Source organism: Neisseria sp. MVDL19-042950, assembly GCF_030504625.1.
Classification (GTDB): domain Bacteria; phylum Pseudomonadota; class Gammaproteobacteria; order Burkholderiales; family Neisseriaceae; genus Neisseria.
This window is the reverse complement of record NZ_JAUKWH010000004.1, coordinates 69,438-86,976: the sequence shown is the minus strand read 5'-3', so window position 1 is coordinate 86,976 and position 17,539 is coordinate 69,438. Positions and strand designations below refer to the sequence as shown.

Annotated in this window: 16 protein-coding genes and 1 pseudogene; 11 read left to right on the top strand and 6 right to left on the bottom strand. The window is 48.5% G+C overall.

All coding sequences use genetic code 11. From position 1 onward, the window contains the following. Nucleotides 1-151 precede the first annotated feature (151 nt). The 4 genes from Q0X97_RS04955 (at nt 152) to Q0X97_RS04940 (ending at nt 3,538) form a co-directional block, all read left to right on the top strand. Nucleotides 152-814, top strand: coding sequence for a histidine phosphatase family protein (locus Q0X97_RS04955; RefSeq protein WP_302066315.1), 663 nt, complete (start codon nt 152-154; stop codon nt 812-814). A 550-nt stretch (nt 815-1,364) separates the two neighbouring features. Then, the gene (locus Q0X97_RS04950) at nt 1,365-2,585 is read left to right on the top strand and encodes a YadA family autotransporter adhesin (RefSeq protein WP_302066316.1); all 1,221 of its coding nucleotides are present in this window, start codon (nt 1,365-1,367) and stop codon (nt 2,583-2,585) included. Nucleotides 2,586-2,650: 65 nt separating this feature from the next. Beyond that, nucleotides 2,651-3,112: an outer membrane protein assembly factor BamE gene (locus Q0X97_RS04945; RefSeq protein WP_302066317.1), complete on the top strand. Its 462-nt coding sequence runs from the start codon at nt 2,651-2,653 to the stop codon at nt 3,110-3,112. 6 nt (nt 3,113-3,118) lie between these two features. Further along, a complete protein-coding gene (locus tag Q0X97_RS04940; protein ID WP_302066318.1) occupies nt 3,119-3,538 on the top strand; it encodes a murein L,D-transpeptidase in 420 nt (139 codons plus the stop codon). Between the two features lie 148 nt (nt 3,539-3,686). Here the strand turns inward: Q0X97_RS04940 and Q0X97_RS04935 are convergent, their stop codons facing one another. Further along, nucleotides 3,687-3,845 (bottom strand): DUF1328 domain-containing protein, encoded by a 159-nt coding sequence (locus tag Q0X97_RS04935; RefSeq protein WP_302066319.1) that lies wholly within the window; start codon nt 3,843-3,845, stop codon nt 3,687-3,689. Nucleotides 3,846-4,339: 494 nt separating this feature from the next. Here Q0X97_RS04935 and Q0X97_RS04930 point away from each other — a divergent pair, with 494 nt between their 5' ends. The 3 genes from Q0X97_RS04930 to Q0X97_RS04920 all read left to right on the top strand — a co-directional run bounded on the left by Q0X97_RS04930 (nt 4,340) and on the right by Q0X97_RS04920 (nt 8,934). Then, nucleotides 4,340-4,537, top strand: coding sequence for a CsbD family protein (locus Q0X97_RS04930; RefSeq protein ID WP_302066320.1), 198 nt, complete (start codon nt 4,340-4,342; stop codon nt 4,535-4,537). A gap of 157 nt (nt 4,538-4,694) precedes the next feature. Continuing rightward, nucleotides 4,695-7,505, top strand: coding sequence for a DNA polymerase I (gene polA, locus Q0X97_RS04925; protein ID WP_302066321.1), 2,811 nt, complete (start codon nt 4,695-4,697; stop codon nt 7,503-7,505). A gap of 148 nt (nt 7,506-7,653) precedes the next feature. Then, nucleotides 7,654-8,934: a hypothetical protein gene (locus tag Q0X97_RS04920; RefSeq protein WP_302066322.1), complete on the top strand. Its 1,281-nt coding sequence runs from the start codon at nt 7,654-7,656 to the stop codon at nt 8,932-8,934. A 220-nt stretch (nt 8,935-9,154) separates the two neighbouring features. Here Q0X97_RS04920 and Q0X97_RS04915 read toward each other — a convergent pair. Continuing rightward, a pseudogene (locus tag Q0X97_RS04915) lies at nt 9,155-9,277 on the bottom strand (diaminopimelate decarboxylase); the annotation flags it as partial. A 235-nt stretch (nt 9,278-9,512) separates the two neighbouring features. Here Q0X97_RS04915 and Q0X97_RS04910 point away from each other — a divergent pair. After that, complete coding sequence (locus Q0X97_RS04910; protein ID WP_302066323.1) at nt 9,513-9,950, top strand: cytochrome c; 438 nt, start codon at nt 9,513-9,515, stop codon at nt 9,948-9,950. Nucleotides 9,951-10,081: 131 nt separating this feature from the next. Here the strand turns inward: Q0X97_RS04910 and Q0X97_RS04905 are convergent, their stop codons facing one another. Continuing rightward, nucleotides 10,082-11,167 (bottom strand): methyltransferase, encoded by a 1,086-nt coding sequence (locus Q0X97_RS04905; protein WP_302066324.1) that lies wholly within the window; start codon nt 11,165-11,167, stop codon nt 10,082-10,084. Between the two features lie 327 nt (nt 11,168-11,494). Here Q0X97_RS04905 and Q0X97_RS04900 point away from each other — a divergent pair, with 327 nt between their 5' ends. Then, complete coding sequence (locus Q0X97_RS04900; RefSeq protein ID WP_302066325.1) at nt 11,495-13,054, top strand: family 20 glycosylhydrolase; 1,560 nt, start codon at nt 11,495-11,497, stop codon at nt 13,052-13,054. A 125-nt stretch (nt 13,055-13,179) separates the two neighbouring features. Here the strand turns inward: Q0X97_RS04900 and Q0X97_RS04895 are convergent, their stop codons facing one another. Together Q0X97_RS04895 and Q0X97_RS04890 are read right to left on the bottom strand one after the other, a co-directional pair. Next, nucleotides 13,180-13,392 carry a cold-shock protein gene (locus Q0X97_RS04895; protein ID WP_302066326.1) on the bottom strand — a complete coding sequence of 71 codons (213 nt, stop codon included), beginning with the start codon at nt 13,390-13,392 and terminating at the stop codon, nt 13,180-13,182. 270 nt (nt 13,393-13,662) lie between these two features. Beyond that, entirely contained in the window at nt 13,663-13,866 is a 204-nt protein-coding gene (locus Q0X97_RS04890) for a hypothetical protein (RefSeq protein ID WP_302067682.1), read from the bottom strand. On the opposite strand from Q0X97_RS04890, the gene lysS reads away from it, so the two are divergent. Then, on the top strand, nt 13,865-15,376 hold the full coding sequence (lysS, locus tag Q0X97_RS04885; RefSeq protein WP_302066327.1) for a lysine--tRNA ligase: 1,512 nt from the start codon (nt 13,865-13,867) through the stop codon (nt 15,374-15,376). The two genes, Q0X97_RS04890 and lysS, sit on opposite strands and share 2 nt — an antisense overlap. 147 nt (nt 15,377-15,523) lie before the next feature. Here the strand turns inward: lysS and Q0X97_RS04880 are convergent, their stop codons facing one another. Beyond that, nucleotides 15,524-15,958: a YiiD C-terminal domain-containing protein gene (locus Q0X97_RS04880; RefSeq protein ID WP_302066328.1), complete on the bottom strand. Its 435-nt coding sequence runs from the start codon at nt 15,956-15,958 to the stop codon at nt 15,524-15,526. Nucleotides 15,959-16,087: 129 nt separating this feature from the next. Here Q0X97_RS04880 and Q0X97_RS04875 point away from each other — a divergent pair, with 129 nt between their 5' ends. Further along, complete coding sequence (locus Q0X97_RS04875; protein WP_302066329.1) at nt 16,088-17,515, top strand: deoxyribodipyrimidine photo-lyase; 1,428 nt, start codon at nt 16,088-16,090, stop codon at nt 17,513-17,515. Nucleotides 17,516-17,539: the final 24 nt, after the last annotated feature.

Genomic DNA, 17,539 nt, shown 5'->3' with positions numbered 1-17,539 from the left:
TTTCCGGCATTGCCGGCAACATTTTAACTCTCGGCCAAAACAACATCATATTACATCTATCACTTGAGTTAAAATTATTTTTTGCACTTTTCTTTTCAGACGGCCTCCAACCATCGAATTTACCCGATCTTTCGAATATAAGGATTTTTCCATGACCTTACAGCTTTATCTTGTCCGCCACGGCAAAACCGTATTCAATACCTTGGGCCGCCTGCAAGGTTGGAGTGATTCCCCGCTCACCGCAGAAGGCAGGGAAGCCGCCACACAACTTGGATACACCCTGCGCGGCAAGGTAGATTTCGATGCCGCTTTCAGCAGCACCAGCCCCCGTGCCGTCGAAACCGCCCATTTGATTTTGTCAGCCAAAGGACAAGAAAACCTGCCCCTGAATACTATTGAGGAGCTGCGTGAATATTGTTTCGGCGGTTTTGAGGGTGAATTTGTACAAAAAGTCCATCAAACCATTGCGACACACCGTGGTTTGCCTGATGTAGACACATGGTTGGAACAATACCGGCACGGACGCTACAACATGCTGGCAGAAAGTGTTAGCGAGCTTGACCCGCTGGGTTTGGCAGAAACAGAAGAAGCATTTATCCGGCGTTTGAAACAGGGCATGGAAAAGATTTTATTTCATTCGCATAAAAATGAACGGGTGCTTATGGTGTCGCACGGCATGGCTATTACCGCACTGCTGAAAAGTATAAATCCGACCGCTATACTTTACCAAAGTGTACAAAATGCAACAGTTTTAAGGCTGGACTTTCACGACGGGAAGTGGCATATTATATCCCTCAATATGCATTATTCATAGCTAAACGAACTTAATATTACTATTCTGAGATTTGAGTATTTAACACAAAAAATACTTAGCCCGTCTTTTTTTATTAATTTTTGCATGATTTTTATTTTCTATATTAAAAATCTGTAAATTTTAGTTTTCATATAGTTTGCAAAAAGTAAATACAAAATGTAATAATTATTACTATATTTACTATATCTTTAAATTCACATTTTTTCGATTATCGAAAATACCCCTTAATCCAACACTCGGCCTGTTCAATTTTACTTTGGACAAAATTCTGTAAAGCTATATTATGTTGTTAATGCTGCACAAAACAGGCCCTGTTTAAGTAGGCCTCAGTTTGTGGGAGCTGCTTCACTGGGTTCCAAATGTTTAATTAATTTACAACTGTATCAAACACAGCTTATTCAGCAGATTGCGGGAATATAGCTACGCAGCAGAAGCGGAATTGAGGCTGGCGTTGATACTTGTTTGGGAGATAGTCATGAACCGCAAAAATAAAGTTATTCAAAATAATTTAAAGCCCAATTTGCTAGCTGTTTCTGTTGCTGCTGGCTTAATGGCTCTCATTCCATATGCACAAGCTGCAACTGCTAGCTATGTAAGTATCAATAGTACTATTGCAGGCAATAAAGCCAGTAATGGAGCAACTGGCGCAAACGCCATTGCGATCGGTGCGAACTCCTCTTCCACTGGTATTGGTTCTGTATCTATTGGTGTTAATTCGTCAAATAATCCTAGTAAAGACGGCACTCCCGCAGACGCTTCGGTAAGTGTCGGTTCCAGCGCAAAAACGGAAGGGAAAGAAGCTACCGCAATCGGCCATCAATCTAAAGCCGAAGGTAACGCTACAACCGCGCTCGGTCGCCAATCACATGCGAAAGGCGGTCAAAGCACTGCTATAGGTACCAATGCTAAGTCAATGGCAGAATCTGCCAATAGCTTCGGCGCAAATGCTACTGCTTCTGGTACACATAGTACCGCGATAGGCAGTGGTGCCAAAGCCTCGGCCCACTCTTCTATTGCTTTCGGTACTCGGGCGGAATCCAGCGGTATTGCATCGGTCGGCATTGGTGCCGGTGCTAAAGCAAGCGGTTTGGGATCTATCGCCCAAGGTAACAATGCTTCTGCCAGCGCATCTAATTCGATTGCTGTCGGCCGCGGTGCCAAAGCAACTGCTGCGAACAGTATTGCCAACGGTACCGGCGCACAAGCCAGCGGTGCCGACTCGGTAGCAATCGGTGTCGGTGCCAATGCTAAAGATGCCTTCTCCGTCGCTTTGGGCAGCAATTCTGTTACTGAAGCAGCAGTTGGAACTAATAGTGCTACTGTCGGTGGCGTAACATACGGCGGTTTTGCCGGTAATAGCCCAATCGGTACTGTAAGTATTGGTGCTCCCGGTGTTGAACGCACACTTACCAACGTAGGTGCTGGCCGCATTACCTCTACCAGCACTGATGCCATCAACGGCAGCCAACTGTATAGCGTTCTGCAAATCCAAAACAACCAATTCAACACTCTGAACAACCGTATCGGCGACATCGATAAAGACTTACGTGCCGGTATCGCAGGAGCAACTGCAATCAGCTTCCTGCAACGTCCTAACGAAGCCGGTAAGAGCTTGGTGTCTGCTGCGGTGGGTGGTTACAAAAACCAACAAGCCTTGGCTATCGGCTATGCAACCAACTCCGACAACAACAAATGGTCGACCAAGTTGGGTGTGGGTGTGAATACCCGCAAAGACGTTAACTGGGGTGGCAGCATCGGCTACCAGTGGTAAAAAACCGAATCAGGCCGTCTGAAAACGGGCGGCCTCCTGAGATAAGATAAGAGAAAGGATTTTCCATGAAACTGTCTGCCCTGATTTTACCTTTAGCTGCTGCGTTGGCTTTGGCCGCATGCGGTAACTTGAGCAAAGTAAGCAAAGAAGGTACTACCGACAATCCGGTATGGCCGAATCCTGAAAAAACCACATTCCGCCATAGCGGTACGCAACACGGTTCTTGGCCGAACTGGGACAACGTTCGTCAAATCGAAGCCGGCATGAACAAAGACCAAATCTACAACCTGATTGGCCGCCCGCACTTCAACGAAGGTTTGTATGGCGTTCGCGAATGGGATTACTTATTCAACTACCGTGAAAACGGCGAACACAAAACCTGTCAATACAAAATTCTGTTTGACAAAAAAATGAACGCCCAAAGCTTCTTCTGGCTGCCTGAAGGTTGCGGCCCGAAAGAGAAAGAACCCGTGCGCGAAGTGATTATCCGCGAAGTGGAAACTTCTCCGAAGCGTATCCGCCAATAACCTGCAATGAAAAAACTTGCAGTATTCGCAATGCTGCTCGGCTTGAGTTTTGCTGCTCAAGCCGGCAGCATTCAGTATTTGAAAAAGCGTAAAGCCGTTGTTTATACCGACAGAGCCGAAATCTGCCTTGAAGACAACCGCTGCCATCCTGTTTTAATCGGCAAAACCACGCCGAAAGGCACGTTTGACCTGAACATCGTCAAAACCAACTGGCGCGGTTACGGCGGCGACGTGATGAAATTCAAAGAAGAAAACGATTTTATGTTTGCCGTTCACAGGGTGTGGACGCTCAAACCGGAAGAACGCCGCATGGAGCGGATTGCCTCTCCCAATATTAAAGACCGCATCATGACCAACGGCTGCATCAATGTTAATAATGACGTATACGAAAAATTGAAGGCGTATTTTGTTTTGGAAGTGCGCTGATTCTCCCCCTTCCGGGGAGCGGCAGCATCTCGGGAAGATTACAGCCCATAAATCACGAGAGGCCGTCTGAAAACTTTTCAGACGGCCTCTTAGCTTATCGGTTCATACCAAACTATCAATAAACCTATAACTTACTTGATCCGACTTTTTATCTTTTACGGCCGAAAATTAACGACAACACCGCCAAAATCAAAAAGCCGATAAACAAAATCTTCGCAATACCCGCGGCACTGCCTGCGATACCGCCAAAACCCAAGACACCGGCAACAATCGCAATGATAAAAAAGATTACAGAGTAACGTAACATGGCTTTTCCTTTTTTATTAAATAAAATGATTGCAGCACCCTTACTGCATAATCCCTTTTTTCTTGTAGAAACAAGGGAATGCCATTTACCTTAACACAGCATCCGCAACCCTCCAATTACACGTATTTTCACAACATTATGATTTGAAATAGTTTTTACGATTCAGGCAAAGTTTGTTAATGATAATCGAAAAAACAGCCGCCGATCGTTCCGCCCATTGCTTTCCTCTTGATACAATAATTTCATAACAACTTGATTTTATTTCATTTTTATAAAAATCTCCCATATACATTCTGCTAACATACATTGAAACCTCGTAAAAAGTCTTGAAAAAATCAAACTAACTTTTTGATTTTCATAATTTTTTACATTCACGATGTTAAATTGCCCTTACTTTGCTTGAAAACCGCCCGATGCACCTTTAATTTTTCTTTACGCACAATGCGTTATTTCAAATATTGAATATTGATAAATTTCAGAGAGGAATTGATGATATGAATTGGGATCAAATCGAAGGAAAATGGGAACAATTTGTCGGAAAAGCCAAAGAAAAATGGGGCAAACTAACTGATGACGACTGGAAAGTCGCCGAAGGCAAACGCGACCAACTGGCCGGTAAAATCCAAGAGCGCTACGGCTATACCAAAGAGCGGGCCGAAAAAGAACTTGACGACTGGCTGAACGGCAACTGATTGTTCCGCATGCAGATTATTTAAACAACCCAAGCCCGCACCGACGGGCTTTTCTATTTCTTTCGAAACCGTTTTTTTTAAACAAAGGCCGTCTGAAACAGACAGCCTTATCCTTTATAATGCCCCCATCTATAACCTTTTCAGACGGCCTCATACCATGTCCCAAACCCTTCTCCTCGTCGACGGCTCTTCCTACCTCTACCGCGCTTTTCACGCCATGGCACCGCTTACCGCGCCCGACGGCACGCCCACCGGCGCGCTGTACGGCGTGCTCAACATGCTGCGCCGCCTGCGTGCCGATTATGTGCACGACTATTGCGCGGTGGTGCTTGATGCCAAGGGCGAAAACTTCCGCCACAAAATGTATCCCGACTACAAAGCCACGCGCCCGCCGATGCCCGACGAACTACGCCCGCAGGCCGAAATGTTGCCCGAAATGGTGCGGCTGATGGGCTGGCCGGTGCTGATTGTGCCGGATGTGGAAGCCGACGACGTGATCGGCACGCTGGCCAAACAAGGCGAGGAAGCGGGCTGGAACGTGGTGATTTCCACCGGCGACAAAGACATGGCGCAGCTGGTGTCTGAGCACGTTACCCTCGTCAACACCATGAGTAACGAAAAGCTCGACATCGAAGGCGTGAAAAACAAATTCGGCGTGCGCCCCGACCAAATCATTGATTATCTGACCTTAATCGGCGACAAGGTGGACAACGTGCCGGGCGTGGACAAATGCGGCCCCAAAACCGCCGTCAAGTGGCTGGACCAATACGGCACGCTGCAAAACGTGATGGACCATGCGTCTGAAATCAAAGGCAAAGTCGGTGAAAACCTGCAAGCCGCGCTGCCGCAACTGCCCCTTTCTTACCAACTCGTTACCATCAAAACCGATGTGGACTTGCACGGCGATCTTTCAGACGGCCTCGAAAGCCTGCGCCGCACCACGCCGAAATGGTCGCAACTGGCGGTGGAATTCAAACGCCTCAACTTCCGCACTTGGCTGAAAGAAGCCGAAGAGCGCATGCACGAAGGCAACGGCGATTTGTTTGGCGCGGCACATATCGGCGAACAAGCCGCCTTGGCAGCGGAGAGACCGAATGCGACCGAAGGAAGTCCCCTTGGGGAAAAAAGGCTGCCTGAAAAAGCCCAAGCCCCTGCAACGCTGGATTATCAAGCCGTTACCACCGAAGCCCAATTCGCCGCCCTGCTGAGCAAATTGTCGCAAGCCGACACCATCGGCATCGACACCGAAACCACCAGCCTCAACCCGATGGAAGCGCAGCTCGTCGGCATCAGCATCGCTTTCAAGGCAGGAGAAGCCGTGTATATCCCGCTCGGCCACACGCCCACTGCCGCGCCCGAACAGCTTGATTTGCAAGACGTATTAGGCCGTCTGAAACCCCATTTGGAGAATGCCTGTCTGAAAAAAATCGGCCAAAACCTCAAATACGACCAGCACATTTTCGCCAACTACAGCATTGTCCTGAACGGCATTGCCGGCGATGCCATGCTCGCTTCCTACATCATCGAAAGCCACTTGGGGCACGGCCTCGACGAACTTTCCCAACGCTGGCTCGGCCTGCCCACCATCACCTACGAATCCCTGTGCGGCAAAGGCGCCAAACAGATTTCGTTTGCCGATGTCGGCCTGGAACAAGCCACCGAATACGCCGCCCAAGATGCCGATTTCGCCCTGCGTATCGAAGGCTGGCTGAAAGCACAAATGGACGAAAAACAGCTTGAAATGTATCAAAACATGGAGCTGCCCGTAGCCCAAGTGCTGTTTGAAATGGAACGCAACGGCGTACTCATCGACAAAAGCGAACTCGCCCAACAAAGCCACGAAATCGGCACCCAACTGCTGGCGCTGGAGCAGCAAGCCTACGCAGCCGCAGGCCAGCCCTTCAACCTCAACTCGCCCAAACAACTACAAGAAATCCTGTTCGACAAAATGGGCATTCCCACCAAAGGGCTGAAAAAAACCGCGTCCGGCGGCATTTCCACCAACGAAGCCGTGCTCGAACAACTCGCGCTCGACTACCCGCTGCCCAAAATCATCTTACAAAACCGTGGTCTAGCCAAACTCAAGTCCACCTACACCGACAAACTGCCCGAGATGATCAACCCGCACACCGGCCGCGTGCACACCACCTACGCCCAAGCCGTCGCCATTACCGGCCGTCTCGCCAGCAACAACCCCAACCTGCAAAACATCCCCATCCGCACCGAAGAAGGCCGCCGCGTGCGCCGCGCCTTTACCGCCCCCGCAGGCAGCGTGATCGTGTCCGCCGACTATTCCCAAATCGAGTTGCGCATCATGGCGCATTTGAGCGGCGACAAAACCCTGATCGAAGCCTTTAAAAACGGTGAAGACATCCACCGCCGCACCGCCGCCGAAGTGTTCGGCGTCGCACAAGAAAACGTCAGCAGCGAACAGCGACGCTACGCCAAAACCATCAACTTCGGCCTCATCTACGGCATGGGCCAATACGGCCTCGCCAAATCGCTGGGCATCGACAACCTTTCCGCCAAAAACTTCATCGACCGCTACTTCGCCCGCTACCCCGGCGTGGCCGACTACATGCAGCGCACCAAAGAACAGGCCGCCGCCCAAGGCTACGTAGAAACCCTGTTCGGCCGCCGCCTCTACCTGCCCGACATCCACAACAAAAACGCCAACGCCCGCGCCGGAGCCGAACGCGCCGCCATCAACGCCCCCATGCAAGGTACCGCCTCCGACCTCATCAAACGCGCCATGATCGCCGTCCGCAACTGGCTCATTTCAGACGGCCTCCAAAGCAAACTCATCATGCAAGTGCACGACGAACTGGTGCTGGAAGTGCCCGAATCGGAACTGGATTTAGTGAAAACAAAACTGCCCGAGATTATGGCAGGTATAGCCGACGGCATGCTGGGCGTGCCGTTGGTGGCGGAAGTGGGCGTGGGGGAGAATTGGGAAGAGGCGCATTGATTTGAATAAATAAAAGGCCGTCTGAAAAATAATTTTTCAGGCCGTAGGTCGGATACTTGTATCCGACTTTTTGAGAGAAACTGAGATGCTTTGTCGGATTTAAGAATCTGGCCTACGAATTAGAATGTATGAATACAAAGGATTTAAAATGGACTACTCATATTTTGTAAATTATAAAATTCATGATCCTGTTACAGCGGCTGTCGGGGAAAACGGACATCCTACAATTGATTACTATGCGGAAGGATATTTTGAATCAGTTAGATTGATGATTAATGAGATATTAAGACGATTAAAATTAATGCAAAGCTCAAATGCTCATCAAATAGATATAAAAAATATAAAAATTACAGAGGATATTTTAGTATATCCAATTTGTTTTAATATTAGACATTCTATTGAGTTATATTTAAAAGCAATAATTGAGAAAATAATTTCTATATATGAAATCAAAAATCTAAGAAAACCGTCATCATTAAATATAAGTCATCATAATATTATTTTGTTATGGGAATTAATATGTTCACATAATTTTTCCATTTGGTCTATGGATTCACACATAAATAGAAAACAAATATTCGATGAAAAATTTGATGCATATTTATCTATTTTGGATGAATATATCCAGCAATGGGGGGCTATTGATCCAACAGGGCAAACTTTCCGTTATCCTTTAGATACAGAATCAAAAAGGCATTTACAAGATATTTCTAATATTCAAATACTTTTTTTATTTTCAAATGCTGAGAAAAATCATAAAAAATTGGATGATTTCTATCATTTTATTCAAAATTTACATGATGATTATAAGAAAAATAGAGGAAATCAATTTCTTACATACTTTCAACTAACTAAACTAGCAGAGTCTTTACCTGTATTTCATCAATGGGAAGAAGCTCTAACTCAAGAATTGCTAGATGAACTGCAAATCAAATTTAAGCTTGCTTCTAGGAAGCAAATATACAAATGCATAGATTATGTAAAAGAAGATTATTATTTATCATCTTTAATATCTAAAGATATAGCATTTAAGGATTTGAGTAATGATAAAGTTAAAAATGTTATTGATTTTTTTAAACAGTTTCAAATAAAAGAAAATTCTATAACAGGTGATAACAAAATTGAATGGGATTCAAGTTTAGATAAAATTGACTGGAAAGCGTGGCAACAAGAACGGGAAAGAATTAAAGATTTTTTCTCTGATTACACTTACAATGAGTTAGTTGATTTGGTGACGATTATTTATATAGGAAGAGATAAAAATACTCCTCAAGAATATGATTTAATTTATTGGTATATGGAGAGTACATTTGAGACACCTGATTCTATAATTAATAAAATTCAAGAAAAACAATGCAACATTGTTTGCTATCTGAATAAATCATTGGATATTTTTGGAAAATCGTTTTTGCGTACAAGCAATCCGTAGCCTGCATGTAGAGTGTGTGCCTTTGGCACGCGCGTTGTTTGTCGATCTGAACCAAAACCGCATGCGTGGCTTTGCACTACATACACCTACTGATGTATTGATCAAGCCTTAAAAAGCCAAAAGGCCGTCTGAAAATAAACCGCCCTTTAAACTCGGGGCAATTCATTTTCAGACGGCCTTATCACATCTCAACGATTTAAATCACTATGGCCGATATCCGCTATAAACAGGCTTGTTCGTTGGCAAGTTGCTGTTCGATGGTTTCGCGGCGGCGGATGAGTTTGGCTTCTGCGCCGTTTACCAATACTTCGGCGGCGCGGTTGCGGGTGTTGCGGTTGCCGGCCGGCACTGTTATGCCGGCAAAATGAATGTTCTCTTCACCGATGGCACTGTATTCTGCTGCCCAACTTGTTTTAATGAAAAAGGCCGTCTGAAAACATGATTTTAAGACGGCCTTTTTCATAATGCTGGACGGCTAACTTCAGTTAGCGTATCTTTCCATCCTTGCCGAATGTATATCGGTTTTCTTTCTAAACATTACCAATAATCTTAATTAAAAAATATTTAAGGAACACGCCATGAAAAAATGTTTTTGGGCACTGTTATGCCTTTCTCTAACAACTCCTTTTGCTCATGCCGACGCGGGCGATATCAAGGCACGCCAGCAGTATATGAAAGACTGGCGCGGCCTGAATAAGAAAATGGGCGCGATTATTAAAAAAAGCGATGCGCAATCTTTCCCTGCCAAAGAATTTGCTTTGCTGGCGGAGCAATTAAACGAAACGGCTAACGAACCTTGGCAGCATTATGATGCGGACAGCCGAGGCGAAGGTTCGGATGCTAAAGCGGCGGTTTGGGAAAAACCGCAAGAGTTCCAAGCGGCCATCAAGCGTTTTACCGATGCGGCTGCCGAATTGGATAAAGCAGCCAAAACCGGCGGTTATGATGCGGTGAAAGTGTCTTTCGGCAAAGTAGGCCAAAGCTGCAAAGCCTGCCACGATAAGTTTAAAGACTGATTATCGAAACCCTGCTCCACTTCAATAGGAAATGTACTCTTATTTACAGGGTGGGTTTTATGGAAGAGGCCGTCTGAAACAGGTTTTCAGACGGCCTCTTTATGTTTTGACACATGTTAATCAAGGAGCATTCAGGCTTTGCGGCACCGTAAAATGCTGTGGCCTCTGCCCAAGCCGTCGCGTATTTCCGCTACTTTCAATCCGGCCTCGCCCACGCAGCGGATCATGTCTTCGGAATGGTAGAATTTGCTGTTGCCGTTGGCCATGGCGGTAAAATATACGCTGCTTTGGGTAAGGCAGTAGGCGGCGGTTTCGTATTTTTGCCTGTCCCAGAAAGGCTCCATGATATAGAGGTCGGTATCGGCACCCATTGATTTGGCAGCGCGGCTCAAAATTCCGGTTACTTCTTCTTCGGAGAAGCAGTCAAGAAACTGGCTCATCCAAATCGCTTGGTAACCTTCAGGAAACGGCACGGCGGGATCAAGCAAGTTGGCCGGGTGGCCGTGTATGCGTTCTGCCCCCTCTTGGCCCTGCACGGCTTGGTGCATGAGGCCGAGCTGCTGCGGCAAGTCCATAATCGTTACTTCCACATCTTGATTGTGGCCCACGCATTGCAATGCCCAGCGACCGGTGTTGCCGCCGACATCAAGCAGTTTTGCCACCGGTTTGGCGAACACGATTTCCAATGCTTCGGGAAAAGAGTTGTCGGAATAATAGTGGTCAAACGCCAGCCATTTTTCGCGTGCAGTTTCAGGTAGTTGCGACAGGCCTTCGTAGATTGTCGGCCAGTTGCCGAACACTTTCAGCCCTTCGGGTTTGCCGCTCAGCAAAGTAGCCTCCAAATCAAACAGACCCTGATAACAAACTTCATGAATGAAATCCATGTTCACGCGTGCCATTCGGTCTTTAATCAGAAACCAACCTGCTTTGGCAATCAGATAACGATCGTTTTGCGTGATAACGGTGCCGATAGACAGTGAGGCTTCGAGCAACACTTGGGCGGCATAACGGTTCAGGCCTGCACTTTCGGCAATTTCATCCAATGTCATGCCTTCTTGCCGCCCGTTCAGGCGGTCTAAAATGCCGAATTTGACCATCAAACGCGATACTTGGAAAACCACCGGTGCGAATGCGATTTCTTGGGCAAGACGCTGGGCAGCTCCGGCGGAAAGTTGTTCTGTGGAATACCGTTCTTCTAAAGCGGGAAATAATTTCATTATATTTTTACGTTATCTGTTGTTTAAATGGGAGAAACGACGGCATTGTATCGCAATCCGCAAGCGGTTTGCTGCTCTTGTTGAAACTTTGGAAAGCAGGCGCAAGTATGGGCAGTATAGCCAAATCAGGCCGTCTGAAACAGCATTGTTTCAGACGGCCTCGCGGCATCATCCCACAATTATTCTGCACGCCTAAGCAAAATATTATAAAAATTATCGTAATTTTAAAGAAAATCAAGATATAAAATTAAATCGAACAAACTTAACGGAGCAGGCCGTATTTCTGCTACTCCTTGTAAATAACCCCTGATATCACTCGCTATAATTATGAAAAATTTTCCCGCTTCACAATATTTAAGCAAACTCGTTCTGCCTGCTTTAGCGGCTTTGATCTCCTTTACCAATGTCGCATGCGATGCCGCAACCATGAAGCATCAGAATCTGAAAAACACACCTAAAGAGAAAGAAAAAGAGTATTCCGGTAAGCAAAGCGGTTTGATGCTTGACACCGCACGGCATTTTTATCCCGTGCATGTGATCAAAGACTTTATCGACACCATCGCAGCTTCCGGCGGTAATTTTCTGCATCTGCACTTTTCCGACAATGAAAACTACGCCCTTGAAAGCAAAATACTTAACCAACTCGCGAAAAACGCCACCCAAAATACAGAAGGCGTTTACATCAACCCCAACACCGGCAAACCGTTTTTAAGTTACCGCCAGCTTGACGAAATCAAACGCTATGCCAAATCTAAAAACATAGAACTGATTCCCGAAGTAGACAGCCCCGGCCACATGTCTGCCATTTTCAAACTGCTGGAACACCACCGCGGCAAAGATTATGTGCAGTCGTTGAAATTAAAAGATTCCGAAGACGAAGAAATTGACGTTACCAACCCCGAAAGCGTTGCATTGGTAAAATCGCTGATTACCGAAGTGGCCGATGCCTTTAGCGGCAGCGGCAAACATTTCCATATAGGCGGAGATGAATTCAGTTACAGTGCCGACAGCAACCACCGATTCATTACCTATGCCAATTCTCTGGCTGCTTTTTTGTCTGAAAAAAAACTGAAGCCGCGCATGTGGAACGACGGCCTGATCAAACCCACGCTCGACCAACTCGACCGCAATATCCAAATCACTTATTGGAGCTACGACGGCGATCCCGAAGATAAAGGCACCGCCGCCCAGCGCCGCAAAATCCGTGTCAGCATGCCTGAATTGGTGGAAAAAGGGTTCGACGTGATGAATTACAACTCTTATTATTTATACGTTGTGCCGAAACAAAATTGGGGCACTTCCCACGACAGCGACTTTGCTGCGCGCGATGTGTTAAAACGTTGGAATTTGGGCGTGTGGGACGGCGAAAACCGCCACAATGCCATTAAAGACACCAGCAAAATACTGGGCGCTTCACTGGCTATTTGGGGAGAAAATGCCGGTTCACTCAACAGCAGCACCATTCAAAAATATACCGAAGGGTTGTTGGAATCGGTGATATGGAAAACCCGAGGAGACGGATCTGCGAAGGTTACAAGGCAGAAAAGAAGTGCGATAACCTACAATGCCCCTCTGTTGGAACGGGCCTATCTGGATTTAGAACAGATTAAAAACGAAACCATCGTCGATTTGAAAGCCAACAACAAGCAAACCCTGCATTTGCTTCAGGAATCCAGCCTACACAAGCGCAAAGGTTTGAATGTGTGGGTGAAAGGTTCGCCGCAAAGTAACGTCGTGCTGAGCAGCCAATGGCAGAAAACCGGTAAAACCACACAGAAAAACGGTGTGGATTACCATGCCTACCAATATCAAGACGCTAAATTATGGCTAGACAAAAACCTATCCATTGTCGATTCCCAATCAAAAGCCAAACGAAACGTAAATTGAACAAAAAAGCCCGGAACATAACGTTCCGGGCTTTTTTGTTCAAACTTTATCGTTACGGGCGGCGGCAAGCTCTTTTTGCTTTTGCAGCATATAAAAAATGCGCGCCCGTCTTTGCGATGCAGCCATCAGACAGCCTTAACATTTAATGCCTGCGGACCTTTCGGGCCGTTACCTTCGGTGTAGCTTACGCGCTGGTTTTCCTGCAAGGTGCGGAAGCCGTCCGAAGCGATGGCGGAGAAGTGTACAAACAAATCTTTGCCGCCTGTTTCGGGCGTGATAAAACCGAAACCTTTGCTCTCGTTAAACCATTTTACTGAACCGAATTGTTGGATATCCATGTGTATTTCCTTAAAAAAATAAATAAACCAGTCAGAACTAAAAGCAGGGAAACTGAATACTACGGAAACACAGATGAGAAACTTGAACAGAATGCCAAACGGAATACAGAGAACAACAGAAACTAAACAACTTCGTACTAACCAAGTGTGGGCAGTATGGGGGGCATGGCGCAGCACGTCAAGAAGTTTCTGATTTATTACACAAACCGGCACTCGGTTAAATCGCGTTGCCCCGCTAAAAACGGCAAGCGGTCGGAGCGGCACGGGGCTTCAATCGCCGGCATCAAAATCGGCGGCGGCTTTCCGGCCATCTTGCCAACATCCCGCCCGAAGGCCGTCTGAAAGCACCGGCAACGTTTTCAGACGGCCTTTATCATGGATAAAAACATAGAAACCGCGTACAATAACGCCCCAAATATTCAACCGCTTCAGGCCGCAGCAAACGGCCTGCTTATTTTTGGAAAACAACACCATGAGCGAACAGAACAACCCACAAACCGAGCCGCAGCTTGATGAAAACCAAATCATCGCCCTGCGCCGCGAAAAATTAAACGAACTGCGCAAACACGGCATCGCCTTCCCCAACCAATACAAGCGCGATGCCTTTGCCGGCGATTTGCAGGCGCAATACGGTTCGCTGGAAAAAGCCGAGCTCGACCCGCAGGAAATCCCCGTTAAAGTGGCCGGCCGCATGATGCTGCAACGCGCCATGGGTAAAGCCAGCTTCGCCACCATCCAAGACGTGAGCGGCCAGATTCAAGTGTATGTGAACAACCAAGGCGTGGGCGAAGACGTGCACAACGCCTTCAAACATTGGGATTTGGGCGACATCATCGGCGTGGAAGGCACGCTGTTCAAAACCAATCACGGCGAGTTGACCGTGCGCGCATCCAAGCTGCATCTGCTCACCAAATCGTTGCGCCCGCTGCCCGACAAACACAAAGGCTTGACCGACCAAGAACAAAAATACCGCCAGCGTTACGCCGACCTGATTACCAACCAAGATTCGCGCGACACCTTCATCAAACGCAGCAAAATCATCCAAGCCGTGCGCAACTACATGGTCAACGAGCGTTATCTCGAAGTGGAAACCCCGATGATGCACCCGATTCCCGGCGGTGCCACGGCCAAGCCCTTCGTTACCCACCACAACGCGCTCGACATGCCGCTTTACCTGCGCATCGCCCCCGAGCTTTATCTGAAACGCTTGGTTGTGGGCGGTTTGGAACGCGTGTTTGAAATCAACCGCAGCTTCCGCAACGAAGGCATGAGTACCCGCCACAACCCCGAATTCACCATGATGGAATTCTACGAAGCGTTCTGCACTTACGAGCGCATGATGGAAATGACCGAAGGCGTGATCCGCCATGCCGTCAAAGAAGTGTGCGGTACCGCCAAAGTGAGCTACAACGGCAAAGAAGTGGATTTGGAAAGCCCGTTCGAGCGTTTGACCATTCTCGAAGCCATCAAAAAATACAATCCGCATTATACCGACGAGCAGTTGAATGATGCCGAATGGCTGAAAAAAGAGATCGTGAAACACGGCGAAAAAATCCCGCCGTCGCCCGGTATCGGCAGCCTGCAACTGGCCTTGTTTGAAGGCTGTGCGGAAAGCAAACTGTGGAACCCGACGTTTATCATCGACTATCCGGTGGAAGTGTCGCCGCTGGCGCGCGCATCCGACACCAAACCCGGCCTGACCGACCGCTTCGAGCTGTTTATCGTCGGCCGCGAGTTGGCCAACGGCTATTCGGAGCTGAACGACCCCGAAGACCAAGCCGCCCGCTTTAAAGCGCAAGTGGCGCAAAAAGATGCCGGCGACGACGAAGCCATGCACTACGATGCCGACTACATCCGCGCCATGGAATACGGCCTGCCCCCCACCGGCGGCAGCGGCATCGGCTTGGACCGCTTGGTGATGCTTCTCACCGACGCGCCGTCTATCCGCGATGTGATTCTGTTCCCGCAAATGCGACCGGAATAAGGTTTGCCGTTTGTAAAGAGGCCGTCTGAAAACAAGTGCAACGCTGTTTCTGCGAAGCTAAAAGTTTTCAGACGGCCTCTTTGAATTTGCCCATGCAATCAAAGCAAAAGCAGACGGAAGTTCAAACGGATTCATACCGATAACGATCTACGCCAACACCACATACCGCCCGGCAAACTCCGCCGCCACCTCCCCTTCGCTGAACAAACGGCAGCTTACATTGATTTTTCCCTTGCCGCGCGATGCCAGCATTTTTGCGCATTCCGCCCATTCCTCGGGGTTTTCCGTTTCGCATACAGCCGTCAAATCGCCTCTCGCCGGTTTCAGATAACGGGTCGAACCTTCCTGAATCACGATTTTCCCGTGGTATTCGGGAAAATTCAGATGCACCAGCGACCAAGCGCATAAAGTGGCCAGCAGTGAAATGCTGCCGCCGAAAACGGAATGGTGGTGGTTGCAGTTGGCGACAAACGGAGCCAGCAACGCTACTTTTTCGGCGCGGCTGTCGACTACGGTCAGTTGCAGCGCAGCCGAGGCGGGAATGTTTTGATGGAGGAAGGTTTGCAGTTCGTTCGGTGTCATGGCTTTTCCAAAGCATGCGGGAAAGCAGAAATTATATCGGCCGGCGGGGCCGCCTGAAACCACCGCAATTAGATTCTTTTTGCGGTTTGGTATTACAATGCGCCTATACTTTCAGACGGCCTCTTTATTATGTCCACGCCGATTACTCTTGTTTGGTTCCGCCGCGACTTGCGCCTGTTCGACAATACCGCCCTGCAAACCGCCGTCCGCCGCGGCTTGCCCGTAGCGGGTGTGTTCGTGTTCGACACCGAAGCCGAAAGCATCGCGCGGCAAAACCACCGCCGCCTGAGTTTCATCTACGACAGCGTTATCGAACTTCAGACGGCCTTAACCGAAAAAAACGTGCCGCTGCATATACTGCACGGCAATGCCGAAACGGAAATTCCCAAACTCGCACGGCAACTGAACGCCGCCGCCGTTATTTGTGCGGAAGACTACGAGCCGCAAGCCATCGAACGCGATAACCGCATTTGGCGCACGCTGGATGCCGCCGGCAGCGAATTGGTGCGGGTGGACGACCAAGTGGTGCTGCCCAAAGCCGCCGTGATGACGCACAACGGCCTGCCCTACACCGTATTCACGCCCTACAAAACCGCATGGCTGCAAACTTACGCACTGCGTTTCGGCACATGGCAGCCCGCCGATGATTGGGCGACACTGGCGGCACTGCAAACCGGCCTGCCCGAATCCGCCAACGCCGTACCGCCCGCCCCAGCCCCCGACATGCTCGGCTTCGACTACCGAAGCACCATGTTCAAAGGCGGAGAAACCGCCGCGCAAAGGCAGCTCGGCCAATTCCTTACCCACATCGACAGCTATCACCTTACCCGCGATTTTCCGGCCAAAAAAGGCACGAGCCAGCTTTCGCCCTATATCGGCTCGGGCCTGCTTTCACCGCGCCATTTGGTGTATCTGGCACGGCAGGCCGACAACGAAGGCGCGTCGGTTTGGCTCAAAGAACTGATCTGGCGCGAATTTTTCCGCCAGTTTCTCTACCATCATCCGCAGGCAGCGCAAGAAAGTTTCCGCTCCGAATACCGCGATATCGTTTGGGAAAACAACGCCGGATGGTTTGAACGCTGGAAAGCCGGCCAAACCGGATATCCGATTGTCGATGCCGCCATGCGCCAGTTGAAAAACACCGGCTGGATGCACAACCGCATGCGCATGGTAACGGCGTGCTTTTTAGTCAAAGATTTATTAATCGACCCGCGTTGGGGCGAAGCATGGTTTGCCGAACAACTGGTCGATTACGATTTGGCCGCCAACAACGGCGGCTGGCAATGGGCGGCAAGCACGGGCTGCGATGCCCAGCCGTATTTCCGCATTTTCAATCCCGTACTGCAATCGCAAAAGTTTGACCCCGACGGAAAATTCATCCGCCGCCACATTCCCGAACTGGCACATTTGAACAAAGATATCATCCACGCACCGTGGCTGGTTAAAGAAAGCATCGATACCCACGGCTATCCCGCTCCGATCGTCAACCACGCCGAGCAGCGCGAAAAAGCCCTTGCCTTGTTTAAAAACCGAACCAAACAACCCGATGCCGTCTGAAACCGTGTTTTTCAGACGGCCTGA

Coding starts and splice junctions, on each gene's coding strand:
- Q0X97_RS04955 (WP_302066315.1), top strand. CDS start 152: ATGACCTTACAGCTTTATCTTGTCCGCCACGGCAAAACCGTATTCAAT.
- Q0X97_RS04950 (WP_302066316.1), top strand. CDS start 1,365: ATGGCTCTCATTCCATATGCACAAGCTGCAACTGCTAGCTATGTAAGT.
- Q0X97_RS04945 (WP_302066317.1), top strand. CDS start 2,651: ATGAAACTGTCTGCCCTGATTTTACCTTTAGCTGCTGCGTTGGCTTTG.
- Q0X97_RS04940 (WP_302066318.1), top strand. CDS start 3,119: ATGAAAAAACTTGCAGTATTCGCAATGCTGCTCGGCTTGAGTTTTGCT.
- Q0X97_RS04935 (WP_302066319.1), bottom strand. CDS start 3,845: ATGTTACGTTACTCTGTAATCTTTTTTATCATTGCGATTGTTGCCGGT.
- Q0X97_RS04930 (WP_302066320.1), top strand. CDS start 4,340: ATGAATTGGGATCAAATCGAAGGAAAATGGGAACAATTTGTCGGAAAA.
- polA (WP_302066321.1), top strand. CDS start 4,695: ATGTCCCAAACCCTTCTCCTCGTCGACGGCTCTTCCTACCTCTACCGC.
- Q0X97_RS04920 (WP_302066322.1), top strand. CDS start 7,654: ATGGACTACTCATATTTTGTAAATTATAAAATTCATGATCCTGTTACA.
- Q0X97_RS04910 (WP_302066323.1), top strand. CDS start 9,513: ATGAAAAAATGTTTTTGGGCACTGTTATGCCTTTCTCTAACAACTCCT.
- Q0X97_RS04905 (WP_302066324.1), bottom strand. CDS start 11,167: ATGAAATTATTTCCCGCTTTAGAAGAACGGTATTCCACAGAACAACTT.
- Q0X97_RS04900 (WP_302066325.1), top strand. CDS start 11,495: ATGAAAAATTTTCCCGCTTCACAATATTTAAGCAAACTCGTTCTGCCT.
- Q0X97_RS04895 (WP_302066326.1), bottom strand. CDS start 13,392: ATGGATATCCAACAATTCGGTTCAGTAAAATGGTTTAACGAGAGCAAA.
- lysS (WP_302066327.1), top strand. CDS start 13,865: ATGAGCGAACAGAACAACCCACAAACCGAGCCGCAGCTTGATGAAAAC.
- Q0X97_RS04890 (WP_302067682.1), bottom strand. CDS start 13,866: ATGGTGTTGTTTTCCAAAAATAAGCAGGCCGTTTGCTGCGGCCTGAAG.
- Q0X97_RS04880 (WP_302066328.1), bottom strand. CDS start 15,958: ATGACACCGAACGAACTGCAAACCTTCCTCCATCAAAACATTCCCGCC.
- Q0X97_RS04875 (WP_302066329.1), top strand. CDS start 16,088: ATGTCCACGCCGATTACTCTTGTTTGGTTCCGCCGCGACTTGCGCCTG.